This is a genomic window from Pantoea dispersa, assembly GCF_014155765.1.
Classification (GTDB): Bacteria; Pseudomonadota; Gammaproteobacteria; order Enterobacterales; family Enterobacteriaceae; genus Pantoea; species Pantoea dispersa.
The window spans coordinates 20,824-34,134 of the sequence record NZ_SCKT01000003.1 but is presented as its reverse complement, the minus strand read 5'-3'; the positions used below and the strand labels follow the sequence as shown (position 1 = coordinate 34,134).

Genomic DNA, 13,311 nt, shown 5'->3' with positions numbered 1-13,311 from the left:
TTGCTTCATCGCGCCTCCTGCACTCAGAACCACTGGCCAAAGCGCTTGATGTACAGCGTTTTCATGCCCTGCGCCACCAGGCAGTAGCCGAGCAGCGTGGCCAGCAGCCACGGGAAATAGCTCCATGGCAGCGGCACCAGGCCGACCATCGCGCCGAGCGGCGAGAACGGCAGCAGAATGCCGGCGATCATTACGCAGGCGGTGGTCAGCAGCACCGGCAGCGCCGCGCGGCTCTGGATAAACGGAATCTTGCGCGTGCGCAGCATGTGCACCACCAGCGTCTGCGACAGCAGCCCTTCCACAAACCAGCCGGACTGGAACAGCGACTGCATCGCTGGGGTATTCGCCGCGAACACGTACCACATTAGCGCAAAGGTGGTGATGTCAAAAATTGACGACGTTGGCCCAATCCACAGCATAAAGCGTTTGATGTTGCGCGCGTCCCATTTGCGTGGTTTGCGCAGGAACTCGCGATCCATTTTGTCCCACGGCAGCGCCAGCTGTGACAGATCGTACATCAGGTTCTGAATCAGCAGGTGAATCGCCAGCATCGGCAGGAACGGAATGAACGCGCTCGCCACCAGCACCGAGAACACATTACCGAAGTTGGAACTGGCGGTCATGTTCAGGTACTTGATGATGTTGCCGAACGTCTCGCGCCCCTTCATCACGCCCTCTTCCAGCACCATTAAATCCTTTTCCAGCAGGATGATGTCAGAAGACTCTTTGGCGATGTCCGCCGCGCTGTCGACCGAGATCCCCACATCGGCGTCACGCAGCGCCGGCGCATCATTGATGCCGTCACCGAGAAAACCCACCGTATGGCCCTGCTGCTGCAGCGCACGCAGAATGCGTGACTTCTGTAGCGGCGTCAGTTTGGCAAACACCGAGCTGCGCGCCGCGGCCTGCGCCAGCTGCTCATCGCTCATCGCAGCAATCGCCTCGCCGGTGAGGATCTCGCCACAGTCGATGCCCACCTGCTGGCAGATGCGCGCCGTCACTACCGGATTATCGCCGGTCAGCACTTTGACCGTTACGCCGTTCTCGTTAAGCGCGGTAATCGCCTTCGCCGCGCTTTCCTTCGGCGGATCGAGGAAGGTCAGCAGCCCTTCAATGGTCAGTCCCTGCTCATCCGCGACGCTGAGCGCCTGTTGCAGGCCCGGCTCCGCCAGCGCGCGGCTGGCCACCAGCAGTACGCGGAAGCCCTGCTGATTGTACTGATGCGCCAGCGCCAGCAGCTCCGCGCGACGGGTTTCATTGAGCGGCTGAATCAGTTTGCCTTCGCGCTCGGCGCTGGCAATGCTCAGCATCTCCTCGACCGCGCCCTTACAGATCAGCATCTGCTGGTTGAGGCGGCGGTCACGCACCACCACTGAAACGCGGCGACGCACAAAATCAAACGGCAGCTCATCCACTTTGCTGTAGTAGTCGCTCATGTCCGCGCTGATGCGTCCTTTGCCGTAGCGCAGGATGGCGCGGTCCATCAGGTTAGGCGTGCCGCTCTGGTAATGGCTGTTGAGCCAGCTCAGCATCAGGACGCGCGAGTTCTCTACCCCGGCACAGTCGAGATGATGCTCGAGGATAATGTTGTCCTGCGTCAGCGTGCCGGTTTTGTCGGTACACAAAATGTTCATGGCGCCGAGGTTCTGGATCGCGTTCAGGCGTTTGACGATCACTTTACGGCGCGACATGGCAATCGCCCCTTTGGCCAGATTCGAGCTGACAATCATCGGCAGCATTTCCGGCGTCAGTCCCACCGCCACCGCCAGCGCGAACAGCGAAGCATCCAGCCAGTCGCCTTTGGTCAGGCCGTTAATCAGCAGCACCACCGGCACCATCACCAGCATGAAGCGAATCAGCAGCCAGCTGACGCTGTTCACGCCGCGATCGAAAGCGGTTTGTGTGCGGTTACCAACAATCGATTTCGCCAGGCTGCCGAAGTAAGTTTCCCCGCCGGTCGCCACCACCACCGCTTTGGCGCTGCCGCTGGAGACGTTAGTGCCCATCAGGCATACGCTGCCCAGTTCCAGCAGCGATGCATCTTTGTCGCTGGCGCTGGCCTGTTTACTGGCCACGTGGCCGGTGACGTCATATTTCTCCACCGGCAGCGATTCGCCGGTCAGAATTGCCTGGCTGATAAACAGATCGCGTGAGTCGAGCAGCCGCACATCGGCCGGTACCAGATCGCCCGCTGAGAGATAAATGATGTCGCCGGGCACCAGGCTGGTGATGTCCACTTCCTGTTTCTGCGGCGCCTGCTGTACCGATTCCCGGCGCAGCACGGTGGCGGTGGTGCGCACCATCGATTTCAGCGCCTGTGCCGCTTTGTTGGTGCGAAACTCCTGCCAGAAGCGCAGCAAACCGCTGAGCGTTACCATCGTCACAATGATGATGACACCGGTCAGATCGGTCTCCTCGCCATGGCGCAGCGGCATCCAGTAGTCGGTGAAAAAGCTCACCAGCGCCAGCGCCAGCAGCACATAGATGAACGGATTATTGAAAGCCTGAATCAGCTGCACCAGCGCTGGTGGCGCTTTATCATGCTCCACCTGATTGCGACCATAAATCTGCAGCCGCGCTTCCGCTTCGCGTTCGACCAGCCCCAGCGCATCGCTGCGCAGGCGCAGCAGCGTTTCGTCGGCGGTAAAAGCGGCTTCATCTTCAATCAGATAGCGTGCGGTTTTCTGACGTGCCGGACGCACGGTGTTCCAGGCTTTTTTTTCCTGGTTGAGTTTCATGTCAGTCATGATGACACTCCTCGTTTATTTTTTTACGGCAATAACGATCCCTGCGCGCCAGGCGCACAAGTCGAAAACATTAATTGTCACGGCGTGACCGGATTAAATTAAAAATAACCTGTCGGGAATTTCCATATTACCTCCCGGAAATAATGGGCGAAGAAAGTCGCTCGCTGAATAACGAGTGAAATAACATAATCCTGGATAACGCTGCGCGCAGCAGCAGCCTGAAGCGGCTTAACGCGCAGGGAAGCTCAGCACGCTGAAGATCAGCGCGCGCATCGAGGCGGAGGAAAAAGTGCGTTTAAAATCATGTGCATGATGCTATTCCCACGGGCTTCAGCCCGCTGTGGTGTCATTATCAGGGAACAATCATCAGAAACAGGTGAGGATTGCTGCCCGCCATGTTGGCAAGCAGCGACAAAAGAATTCGCGCGTCAGCTTGCCTTGTATTGCCATCGATAAGGGTGACTGTCCAACTGAATTCTCCTGTGTGAAGTTGCGGCTATTATAGGAGGGCGAAAAGCGAAGTAAAGTTAATTATTCCGGGGTTCAGGTTGATTTAATTTTCGTTGCGATTTGGTTGATAATGCGTGCGGATATAAGGTGCGCCAGAATAATCCGATCGCGTTACGCCCCCTTGCTTATAACTGAAGCGCACCGCTTAGAACCTTACGGCATATGCATAGCCATAAATTGACTATTCTTCACTGTAGCGCTCTCGTAAACTCGCGTTACTTTTTTAAGGCAAGGAAACAACATGAAAAAAATTATTCCCTCACTGCTGGCGCTGTCGCTGGTAGCCGCCTTCTCCGCGCAGGCCGCCACGCCGAAAGATACGCTGGTGATTGCGCAGTCTACGGATGATGCGGACAGCTTTGATCCGGCCCAGGGCTTTGAACTGACCACGGTGCAAGCGTTCACTAACATTTATCAGCGCCTGGTGCAGTCCGATCCGGCCAATCCAACCGATCTTAAGCCAACGCTGGCCACGTCATGGCAGCCGGGCAGTGATAACCGCAGCCTGACGTTTGCGCTGCGCAAAGACGCGAAATTCGCCAGCGGTAACCCGCTGCGCCCGGAAGATGTCATCTTCTCGCTGGGCCGCGTGGTGAAACTCAACCTCGATCCGTCCTTTATTCTGACCCAGCTCGGCTGGAACAAAGACAACGTCGATAGCTTCCTGAAAAAGGTCGATGAAGACCACGTGCAGATTAGCTGGAGCGCCAACGTCAGCCCGGCCTATGTGCTGAGCCTGCTGTCCGCGCCGGTCTCCTCGATCGTTGATGAAAAAACCGCGCAGGCCAACGCCAAAAACGGTGATTTCGGCCACGCGTGGCTCGGCACCCACTCGGCCGGCAGCGGCCCGTTCCAGATTCGCAAAGTGGTGCTGCATGAAGCGATACTGCTCAGCGCCAACCCGACCTCACCGGCCGGTGCACCGAAGCTGAAAAACATTCTGATCAAAAACGTGCCGGAGCCGGCAGCGCGCCGTCTGCTGCTGGAACAGGGCGATGTCGATATCGCGCGTAACCTCGGTGCTGACCAGATCGCTGCGCTGAAGGGCAAAGCCGGCGTGAAGACCGAAGCGATTCCGATGGCGTCGCTCTACTACATTCAGTTCAACGTCGGTGCCAATCCGGTACTGAAGAACCCGGCGCTGTGGGAAGCGGCACGCTACCTGTTCGACTATAAAGGTATCGCCAATGACCTGCTGAAAGGCCAGTTTGAAGTGCACCAGACCTTCCTGCCGAAGGGTTTCCTCGGTGCGCTGAACGACACGCCTTACAGCTACGATCCGGAGAAAGCCAAAGCGATTCTGCAGAAGGCCGGCCTGACCAACGTCAGCTTTAAGCTCTCCACCAGCAATCAGCCTCCGTACCTTGATATCGCGCAGGCGCTGCAGGGCAGCTTCGCCAAAGGCGGCGTGAAGGTGGAAGTGCAGCCGGGCTTAAGCTCTGAAGTGTCTACCCGCGTGAAGGCGCATCAGTATGAAGCTACGCTCAACGCCTGGGGCGCGGATTATTTCGACCCGAACACCAACGCTGCGTCCTTCGCTTACAACCCGGAAGATGGCAGCAAAACCATTGCTTACCGTTCAGACTGGCACATCCCGGAGCTGAGCAAACAGACGCTGGCGGCGACGGCCGAAGCCGACAGCAACAAGCGCGTTGCGCTTTATCAGGCGATGCAGCGCGAAGTGCTGAAGAACTCGCCGTACGTGATTGGCCTGCAGGCGCGTAACCTGATTGCGCTGCGCGACAATCTGCAGGGCTATGTGCAGGGGATCAACCCGGACATGGTGTATTACGCGCAGGTTTCGAAGTAATGGCAGCGTCAGCATCATCGGCCGGGTTCGCCCGGCCACTCTGGCAGCGCTTCAGCCGCCTCGTCACCAGCCTGCTGTCGCTGCTGGTGACGCTGGTGGGTTTGTTAGCGTTTACTTTCATGCTGTCGCACCTGTCGCCAGTCGACCCGGTGCAGCAAATCGCCGGCGATCACGCCAGCGAAGCCACCTATGCTCAGGTGCGTCACGATCTTGGGCTGGATCAGCCGGTACTGGTACAGTTCTGGCGCTATATCAGCCATCTGGCGCAGGGCAATCTCGGCCTGTCGCACCTGACCAATCAGCCGGTCAGCGCCGACCTGATGCGCACCTTCCCCGCCACGCTTGAGCTGGCGACCTGTTCGATGATTTTCGCTGCGGTGTTCGGCGTGACGCTCGCACTGCTGGCGGCGTGGAAACCGGGCAGCGTCATCGATAATGTGGCGCGCTTTATCTCGCTGCTGGGCTACTCGGTGCCGGTGTTCTGGCTCGGCCTGCTGGGCCTGCTGCTGTTCTACGCCGTGCTGCACTGGTCCGCCGGTCCGGGCCAGCTGGATGATATCTGGATTTATACCCTTGAACCGAAGACCGGCTTTGTACTGATTGATAGCTGGCTCTCCGGCGATGCGGAAATGTTTCGCAACGCGATTGCCCATCTGTGGCTGCCGGTGGTGATTCTCGGCTTGCTGGCGATGGCGGGCATTACGCGTTTACTGCGCGCGGCGCTGCTGGAAGAGAGCAGCAAAGAGTATGTGGTGCTGGCGCGCGCGAAAGGCGCTGGCCGGGCGCGCATTCTGCTGCGTCATATTTTCCCCAACGTGCTGGGCACGCTAATCACCGTTATCGCCCTCTCCTACGCTACGCTGCTGGAAGGGTCCGTGCTGACGGAAACCGTATTCGCCTGGCCGGGCGTCGGTCGCTACATGACCAACGCGCTGTTTTCCGCGGATGTTCCGGCGATTCTCGGCGCTACGTTGCTGATTGGCAGCTGCTTTATCCTGCTCAATGCCGTGGCCGACGCCCTCACCTGGTTAACCGATCCGAGAACCCGATGACTCAACAACTTCATGAACTGGAAACCGTGCGCCCGCGCCGGCGCCGGGCGCGTATCACTTCGCTGACCATCGGCCTGACGCTGGTGATCGTGCTGGTGGCCATGGCGCTGCTGGCGCCGCTGCTGGCGCCGTTTGATCCTAACGCGCAGGTGATTGAACAGCGTCTGCTGGCACCGTCGGCGCTGCACTGGTTCGGCACCGACGGCTTCGGGCGCGATTTATTGTCGCGCGTGATTTACGGCGCACGTCCGACGCTGCTGCTGGTGTCGCTGATCCTGGTGCTGACTATCCCGGTTGGCCTGTTAGTCGGCATCACCGCCGGCTACGTCGGCGGCTGGACCGAACGCGTGCTGATGCGCATCACCGATATTTTTCTGTCGCTGCCCAACCTGGTGATTGCGCTGGCGCTGGTGGCAATGCTGGGTCCGGGCCTGATGAACGGCGCACTGGCGCTGGCGCTCACCAGCTGGCCGCCGTTTGCCCGGCAGGCACGCGCGGAAACCCTGGCATTGCGCCGCAGCGATTACCTCGCCGCCGCGCGCATGCAGGGCATTACCGGCCTGCGCCTGATGTTTGGCCACATTCTGCCGCTCTGCCTGCCGACCGCCGTGGTGCGTGCCGCGCTGAGCCTCGGCGGGATTATTCTTTCTGCCGCCGGGCTGGGCTTCCTCGGCATGGGCGTGCAGCCGCCAACCGCCGAATGGGGCTCGATGGTAGCAGAAGGCAGTAAAGTGATTTTCGACCAATGGTGGGTGGCGGCAGCGCCCGGCGCAGCCATTCTGTTCGCCAGCCTGGCGTTTAACCTGACAGGCGACGGCCTGCGTGACCGACTGGATACCCGCCATGCCAAATGATCTGTTGATTGATGCGCAGGGGCTGACGATTCGCAGCCACGACGCGCTGCTGGTGGATAACATCAGCTTTACCCTTGGCCGCGAACGCGTGGCGCTGGTCGGCGAATCCGGCTCGGGCAAATCCCTGACCGCGCGTGCGCTGATGGGCCTGCTGTCGCCCGCGCTGCAGTTGCAGGCTGACCGGCTACAGGTGGCGGGCGCAGACGCCCTGCATCTGCGCGAGCGCGACTGGATCGGCCTGCGCGGCGGCAAAGTGGCGATGGTCATGCAGGATCCGAAATACGCGCTCAACCCGACGCGCACCATTGGCTGGCAGGTTGAAGAGCCGCTGGTGCTGCACCGCAAGCTGAGCCGCGCCGAGCGCAAAGAGAAAGTGTGCGAGATGCTGGACGCGGTGGGCCTGCCCGATCCGCGCCAGCTGATGAAGCGCTATCCGCATCAGCTCTCCGGCGGCATGGGCCAGCGCGTGATGCTGGCGATCGCGCTGATTACCGATCCCGATCTGCTGATTGCCGATGAGCCCACCTCGGCGCTCGATCACGCCATGCGCGATCAGGTGCTGGCGCTGATTCGTCGCCTGGTGGAGCAGCGCAATATGGGCCTGCTGCTGATCAGTCACGATCTGCAACAGGTCTCCGAGCACTGTCAGCGGGTGATGGTGATGTACAAAGGCCGCCTGCTGGACACGCTGCCGGCGGCGCAGCTGTCAGACGCCAGCCATCCTTATACCCGCACGCTGTGGGCCTGCCGTCCGGGGAAAGCGACGCACGGCGAACGCCTGCCGGTGCTGGATCGCGCGGCGCTGGAGAAGATGCATGATTGAATTAGCCAACCTGAGCGTCTCGCACAAACAGGGTTATGAACTGCGCACCGTGGTGCACGATGTGAACCTGCAGGTGGCGGCCGGCGAATGTTTCGGCCTCGTAGGGCCTTCCGGCTGCGGTAAATCGTCGCTGCTGTGGGTGATGGCCGGACTGAATCCCCACTGGCGCGGCCAGATGACGCTGGCGAATACCGCCGTGCAGCCGGGCAAACCCTTTACCGGCCAGCTGCGGCGCGATGTGCAGATGGTGTTTCAGGATCCCTACGCTTCGCTGCATCCGCGCCACCGGCTGCGCCGCACGCTGGCGGAACCGCTTAAGCTGCTGCGACGCGATAACATCGACGATCGCATCAACGCGGGCTTTCGCCATGTCGGGCTGGATCCGGCGCTGGCGGATCGCTATCCGCATCAGCTGTCCGGCGGACAGCGTCAGCGCGTGGCCATTGTGCGCGCCCTGCTGCTGGAGCCTAAGATCCTGCTGCTGGATGAGCCGATGTCGGCGCTGGATATGTCTGTACAGGCCGAGATCCTGAACCTGCTTAACGATCTCAAACAGAATGATGGCCTGACGATGGTGCTGGTCAGCCACGATCCTGACGTGATCGATCATATGTGCGATCGCGCCGCGCGCATGGCGCAGGGCCGGATTGTTGGTTAGCATGGCATGAGCGCAACGCGGCGCAGTTTATCCTGAAGGTCGATTGCGCCGCTGCCCAACAGCCATTCAGTCATCTAAAGGAACACCGTATGACGGTAAAATTACGTCCGCTGGAGCGGGAAGATCTGCACTTTGTTCATCAGCTGGATAACAATGCCAGCGTGATGCGCTACTGGTTTGAAGAGCCGTACGAAGCGTTTGTGGAGCTTTCTGACCTGTATGACAAGCACATCCACGATCAGACCGAGCGGCGCTTTGTGGTGGAACACGACGGGCAAAAAGCCGGGCTGGTCGAGCTGGTGGAGATCAACCACGTGCATCGCCGGGCGGAGTTTCAGATCATCATCGACCCGGCGCATCAGGGCAAGGGCTTAGCCAGCAGAGCGGCAAAGCTGGCGATGGATTACGGCTTTTCGGTGCTCAATCTCTACAAGCTGTATCTGATTGTCGATCAGGAGAACGAGAAGGCGATTCATATCTACACCAAGCTCGGTTTCGAGGTGGAAGGCGTGCTGAAGCACGAGTTTTTCATCAACGGCGAGTACCGCAACACCATCCGCATGTGCATTTTCCAGCAGCAGTACCTGGCGCAGCATAAATCCGGTAATGCGATGGTGAAACCTACCGCGCAATAATAACCATCGGCACGAACCGTAGCGGCGCAATTTATTGCGCGTATTTAACTAAGCGCGATAAATCGCGCCGCTACGCATCCGTGCAAATTAACCGCCGCGCGCGCCGACCACGTTGAGATGCGGCTGCGGGTGTGCTGGCTTCAAGTCATACATGCCGCCATAAAACGGATCGACCACCAGCCAGCCGGGGAAACCGAGCAGCGGAATATTACCCAGCACGTACCACAGGTTGGCACTTGCTTCGATGGGCAGCGTCAGCGGTACATAGCCCGGACTCTCCAGCATCACCTGATAATGTTTCTTACCGAAATAGGTGCCATTGGATTTCGCCAGATCCACCGTCTGCGGCGTATAGCCCTGCGCCACCGCGCGGCCGGTTTCATCCTGCACGGTGAAACGCGCGCCCTGCGGCACAGAGTCAATTTTTACCGGTTGCGTTTCGGTGCCGACAATGGTGGCACAGCCGCTCAGCAGCAGCGCACAGGCGGGAAGAAGATGTCGCAGGTTCATAGCAGGTCCGCTTCAGAATCAGAAAGGACAGTCTAAACTGCCCTCTCTGCCTTTTCACCCGCCTCAATCGCGCTATCAGTGGCGCTTTTCTGCGCTTTATTACGGTTGACAACAGGCGGCAATCGCCGCGATATCCTGTGGCGTGGTGCGACAGCAGCCACCAATCAGCCGGGCGCCCGCCTGTTGCCACTCGGGGAACTTATCGTGCAGCGTGCAGCCAGACGGCGCTGAGTGCCAGCTTTTGCTGACAGCATCATACTGCTCGCCGGAGTTAGGATAGACCAGCAGCGGCTTGTCCGTCAGCGCCTGTAGCGTTTGCAGCGCCGGCGTCACGCTCTCCAGCGCCACGCAGTTGAGGCCGACAGCGACCACCTGCGGCGCGGCATTGATGACTTCCGCCACCTTGCTCAGCGGCGTGCCGTCACTCAGGTGTTGCGCATCGCGCAGCGTGAAGGAGAACCACGCGCTGCTGTGCGGAAACTCCGCCAGCAGGCTAATCAGCGCCTGAATTTCACCAAACGACGGCAGCGTTTCACACGCCAGCAAATCCACGCCCGCCTCCAGCAGCGCCGCCACGCGCGGACGGTGGAAATCTTTCATTTCAGCAGCCGGTAAGGCGTAGTCGCCGCGATATTCCGCGCCGTTGGCCAGATAAGCGCCATAAGGACCGACCGATCCGGCCACCAGCAGTGGTGCCTCGCTGCCAGAGGCGGCACGGTAATCGTCGCGTGCCCGCTGGGCCAGCGCCACGCTCTGGCGGATCAGTGCGCTGGCCTGGCCGCTATCCAGTCCGCGGGCGGCAAAGCCCAGCGGCGTCGCCTGATAGCTGGCGGTGATCGCCACGTTAGCGCCGGCGGCGAAGTAGTCATAGTGCACCTGATAAATCAGCTCGGGATTTTCCATCAGCACTTTGGCTGACCACAGCGTATCGGCCAGATCACAGCCGCGCGCCTCCAGCTCTGTCGCCAGCGCGCCATCCAGAATCAGGGTATCAGTGTGGGTCAGGGCCGCAGCGATGGGGTTACGCGACATCATCGGTCTCCTTAGCGTTGAAAGCGTGTTGGCGTTTTTGCGTCAGATAATAAGCAGCGTAGCAGAACAGTACAAAAGGAATGCCGCACCATAGCGCGATGCGCTGTGACGGGTCAAAGGCCAGCCCGATGCACGCCAGCAGACACAGGGTAAATCCGAGGATCGGCACCAGCGGATAGAACGGCGCGCGGTACGCCAACTGCTGCGGCGCATTGCCCGCCTGCAGATAGCGGCGACGGAACATGTAGTGTGAGGCGCAAATGCTCAGCCACACCGCCACCACGGCAAAGCCGGAAATCGCTGACAGCGCCACAAACACCGTATCCGGGGCGATCACGCTGGAAAACAGCGCCAGCAGGCCGCCGAGCATACTCACGGTGATGGCCAGCTGCGGAATGCCGCGCCGGTTGACCCGGGCAAAGCAACGCGGCAGCGTGTTTTCATTGGCCAGCGACCACAGCATCCGTCCCGAGGCGTACAGTCCGGAGTTCGCCGCTGACAGGATCGCGGTAAGGATCACGAAGTTGAAAATATCCGCCGCGTACGGGATGCCGATCTTTTCGAACACCAGTACGAACGGACTTTTAACGATGCCCGCCTGATCCATCGGGATCAGCGCGGCCAGCACAAAGACCGTGCCGATAAAGAAGATGATCAGACGCGCCACGGTGGTGCGAATCGCCAGCGGCAGCGCTTTCTGCGGCTGCTCGGTTTCACCCGCCGCAATGCCGATGAGCTCGGTCCCGGAGAAGGCAAAATTCACCGCCACCATGGTCATCAGAATCGGCAGCGTGCCGTGCGGCAGCCAGCCGGAAGCGGTCAGGTTATGTAATCCCGGCGCCGCGCTGCCGTCCTTCATCGGGATGAACCCCAGCATCGCCGCCGCGCCCAGCACGATAAAGGCAATGATGGTGATCACTTTGATGATGGAGAACCAGAACTCTCCTTCGGCAAAGAAGCGCGTCGAGACACTATTCAGCAGATAGATGGCGACACAGAACACCAGGCACCACAGCCACACCGGCACCGTCGGGAACCAGTACTGCATGCAGAAACCGGCGGCGGTGAGGCTGGAGCCGAGCGCCACCGTCCAGGTGAGCCAGTAGAGCCAGGCCACGGTGTAACCGGTCGCCGGACTGAGGTAGCGCGCGGCGTAGACGTGAAACGCGCCGGTTTCCGGCATCGCTACCGCCAGTTCGCCAAGACACACCATCACCAGCCATACCACCAGCGCACCAATCAGATAGGCCAGCAGCGTGCCCGCTGCGCCGGTGGTGGAGATGATGTAGCCGGTGTTGAAAAACAGCCCGGTGCCAATCACGCCGCCGAGCGACAGCATCACCAGATGCCGCACCTTCATGCTGCGCTTGAAGTTTGCCTGCGAAGGCGTCGGTTCAGTTTGCATTCTTTATATCCATATGGACGTCTAAACTTCTATATGGACACAGAGTTATACGCATCCGCGCGGCAATTTGCAACGTGGGAAAAGGTAAGGATTGGGAAAGCGTGTGCGGCCCCGCCGCGACGGGGCACACCAGTCAGGCGCCGAAGACGCCCTGCAGATAACGCTCAAGCGCCATGCGCGAGCTAAAACCGTGGGGAATACCGTAGTGCTCCTGCGAATCTCCCATCAGGTAGAGAGGGAACTGCGTGTAGTGGTCGCAGGTTTTCATCTCTGATGCGGGTTCAGCGAAATGCTGACTTTTTTCTTTCAGGGTGGGATGAATGATCAACGCTGTGCGCCCCATGCGGGCTTCGCGATTCACATAGACGTAGTTTTCGCCACGGCGATAACCATAAGTTTTGGGTGTCAGGACGTCCATTTCGAATCCTGCTTTTTCCAGTACGCGCGCTACCTCATCCGGACGTAAATACATGCTTGCTCCTCTCTTCTCACAGCCCCGCAACCTTACATCAGCACGACAGCACAGGACATTCGGAATTTCCCTAAAGCCTGGCACACGGCTGCGTTTAGTCACGTTTCGTCTACACTTAGTATTACGTTTTAAGTCAAAGGGAGCGAAAAATGTTTAATCGAACCAGCAAAAACGATGACATTGATATCAATCAGGATGTAAACGAACTGGCCGATTCGCTTGAAGCCTTACTGAAATCTTACGGCAGCGAAGCCAAAGATGAAGTGGATAGCGCACGCAGCCAGGCGCAGGCCCTGCTGAAACAGACGCGCGCTAAACTCAACGGCAGTGGCAACCGCGTGACTCAGGCCGCGCGCGATGCGGGTTATCAGGTGGATGCCTACGTGCATGACAAACCGTGGTACGGCGTGGGCGTCGGTGCCGCCGTCGGTCTGGTGCTGGGCGCACTGCTGATGACACGCCGCTAAATCGCTAAAAATCATCAGGAGCCTCGCGCATGCGGGGCTTTTTTTTTGCGCGTCACTCCGCATTAGCGCGCCGGTGCGGCGGCTGTCAGCTGGTTAAAATTGCCGCAAAACCCTTTACAAAAATTTTTTCCCTGCGCCAGGGCGCATCATCGCTGGCATTCGCCCTAATCTGACTGCTTAAATCACAAAACCCTATATCTGGTGGGCTTGACCACCAATACCACTACATCTAGTATTCAACACATCAACTCGCTACCAGATGTCAGCAGGGACGACGTTCGCAGCAAAAGGGTTTTTGCTTCGTATCTCGCAACCTGACCACAACCAGAGGGAAAT

Annotated in this window: 12 protein-coding genes; 7 read left to right on the top strand and 5 right to left on the bottom strand. The window is 59.4% G+C overall.

All coding sequences use genetic code 11. From position 1 onward, the window contains the following. Nucleotides 1-23: 23 nt before the first annotated feature. A complete protein-coding gene (gene mgtA / locus H7K56_RS10225; protein ID WP_150360889.1) occupies nt 24-2,747 on the bottom strand; it encodes a magnesium-translocating P-type ATPase in 2,724 nt (907 codons plus the stop codon). Between the two features lie 751 nt (nt 2,748-3,498). Between mgtA and H7K56_RS10220 the strand changes: the two genes are divergently transcribed. The 6 genes from H7K56_RS10220 (at nt 3,499) to speG (ending at nt 9,089) form a co-directional block, all read left to right on the top strand. After that, nucleotides 3,499-5,067: an ABC transporter substrate-binding protein gene (locus H7K56_RS10220; protein ID WP_058776471.1), complete on the top strand. Its 1,569-nt coding sequence runs from the start codon at nt 3,499-3,501 to the stop codon at nt 5,065-5,067. Then, entirely contained in the window at nt 5,067-6,119 is a 1,053-nt protein-coding gene (locus H7K56_RS10215) for an ABC transporter permease (RefSeq protein ID WP_021506482.1), read from the top strand. Before H7K56_RS10220 ends, H7K56_RS10215 begins: the two co-directional genes overlap by 1 nt. Then, nucleotides 6,116-6,973, top strand: coding sequence for an ABC transporter permease (locus tag H7K56_RS10210; protein WP_031279350.1), 858 nt, complete (start codon nt 6,116-6,118; stop codon nt 6,971-6,973). The genes H7K56_RS10215 and H7K56_RS10210 overlap by 4 nt, the downstream gene beginning before the upstream one ends. Beyond that, entirely contained in the window at nt 6,963-7,796 is an 834-nt protein-coding gene (locus H7K56_RS10205; RefSeq protein WP_058781693.1) for an ABC transporter ATP-binding protein, read from the top strand. Before H7K56_RS10210 ends, H7K56_RS10205 begins: the two co-directional genes overlap by 11 nt. Beyond that, nucleotides 7,789-8,454 (top strand): ABC transporter ATP-binding protein, encoded by a 666-nt coding sequence (locus H7K56_RS10200; RefSeq protein ID WP_150360890.1) that lies wholly within the window; start codon nt 7,789-7,791, stop codon nt 8,452-8,454. The genes H7K56_RS10205 and H7K56_RS10200 overlap by 8 nt, the downstream gene beginning before the upstream one ends. 89 nt (nt 8,455-8,543) lie before the next feature. Beyond that, nucleotides 8,544-9,089, top strand: a complete 546-nt coding sequence (gene speG, locus H7K56_RS10195) for a spermidine N1-acetyltransferase (RefSeq protein ID WP_021506478.1) — start codon at nt 8,544-8,546, stop codon at nt 9,087-9,089. An 87-nt stretch (nt 9,090-9,176) separates the two neighbouring features. Here speG and H7K56_RS10190 read toward each other — a convergent pair whose 3' ends face one another. The 4 genes from H7K56_RS10190 to H7K56_RS10175 form a co-directional block, all read right to left on the bottom strand. Continuing rightward, nucleotides 9,177-9,599, bottom strand: coding sequence for a hypothetical protein (locus H7K56_RS10190; protein ID WP_058758247.1), 423 nt, complete (start codon nt 9,597-9,599; stop codon nt 9,177-9,179). A 99-nt stretch (nt 9,600-9,698) separates the two neighbouring features. After that, nucleotides 9,699-10,631 (bottom strand): homocysteine S-methyltransferase, encoded by a 933-nt coding sequence (gene mmuM, locus H7K56_RS10185; protein ID WP_150360896.1) that lies wholly within the window; start codon nt 10,629-10,631, stop codon nt 9,699-9,701. After that, on the bottom strand, nt 10,621-12,036 hold the full coding sequence (mmuP, locus tag H7K56_RS10180; RefSeq protein WP_058776476.1) for an S-methylmethionine permease: 1,416 nt from the start codon (nt 12,034-12,036) through the stop codon (nt 10,621-10,623). The genes mmuM and mmuP overlap by 11 nt, the downstream gene beginning before the upstream one ends. 133 nt (nt 12,037-12,169) lie before the next feature. Beyond that, entirely contained in the window at nt 12,170-12,508 is a 339-nt protein-coding gene (locus tag H7K56_RS10175; RefSeq protein ID WP_021506475.1) for a DUF2002 family protein, read from the bottom strand. Between the two features lie 149 nt (nt 12,509-12,657). Between H7K56_RS10175 and H7K56_RS10170 the strand changes: the two genes are divergently transcribed. Beyond that, a complete protein-coding gene (locus tag H7K56_RS10170; protein WP_150360891.1) occupies nt 12,658-12,975 on the top strand; it encodes a DUF883 family protein in 318 nt (105 codons plus the stop codon). The last annotated feature ends 336 nt before the right edge of the window (nt 12,976-13,311 follow it).

Excerpts from the sequence above, each read along its gene's own strand:
- H7K56_RS10210 (WP_031279350.1), top strand. The coding sequence starts at position 6,116 with ATGACTCAACAACTTCATGAACTGGAAACCGTGCGCCCGCGCCGGCGC.
- speG (WP_021506478.1), top strand. The coding sequence starts at position 8,544 with ATGACGGTAAAATTACGTCCGCTGGAGCGGGAAGATCTGCACTTTGTT.
- H7K56_RS10205 (WP_058781693.1), top strand. The coding sequence starts at position 6,963 with ATGCCAAATGATCTGTTGATTGATGCGCAGGGGCTGACGATTCGCAGC.
- mgtA (WP_150360889.1), bottom strand. The coding sequence starts at position 2,747 with ATGACTGACATGAAACTCAACCAGGAAAAAAAAGCCTGGAACACCGTG.
- H7K56_RS10170 (WP_150360891.1), top strand. The coding sequence starts at position 12,658 with ATGTTTAATCGAACCAGCAAAAACGATGACATTGATATCAATCAGGAT.
- H7K56_RS10190 (WP_058758247.1), bottom strand. The coding sequence starts at position 9,599 with ATGAACCTGCGACATCTTCTTCCCGCCTGTGCGCTGCTGCTGAGCGGC.
- mmuM (WP_150360896.1), bottom strand. The coding sequence starts at position 10,631 with ATGTCGCGTAACCCCATCGCTGCGGCCCTGACCCACACTGATACCCTG.
- H7K56_RS10215 (WP_021506482.1), top strand. The coding sequence starts at position 5,067 with ATGGCAGCGTCAGCATCATCGGCCGGGTTCGCCCGGCCACTCTGGCAG.
- mmuP (WP_058776476.1), bottom strand. The coding sequence starts at position 12,036 with ATGCAAACTGAACCGACGCCTTCGCAGGCAAACTTCAAGCGCAGCATG.
- H7K56_RS10175 (WP_021506475.1), bottom strand. The coding sequence starts at position 12,508 with ATGTATTTACGTCCGGATGAGGTAGCGCGCGTACTGGAAAAAGCAGGA.
- H7K56_RS10220 (WP_058776471.1), top strand. The coding sequence starts at position 3,499 with ATGAAAAAAATTATTCCCTCACTGCTGGCGCTGTCGCTGGTAGCCGCC.
- H7K56_RS10200 (WP_150360890.1), top strand. The coding sequence starts at position 7,789 with ATGATTGAATTAGCCAACCTGAGCGTCTCGCACAAACAGGGTTATGAA.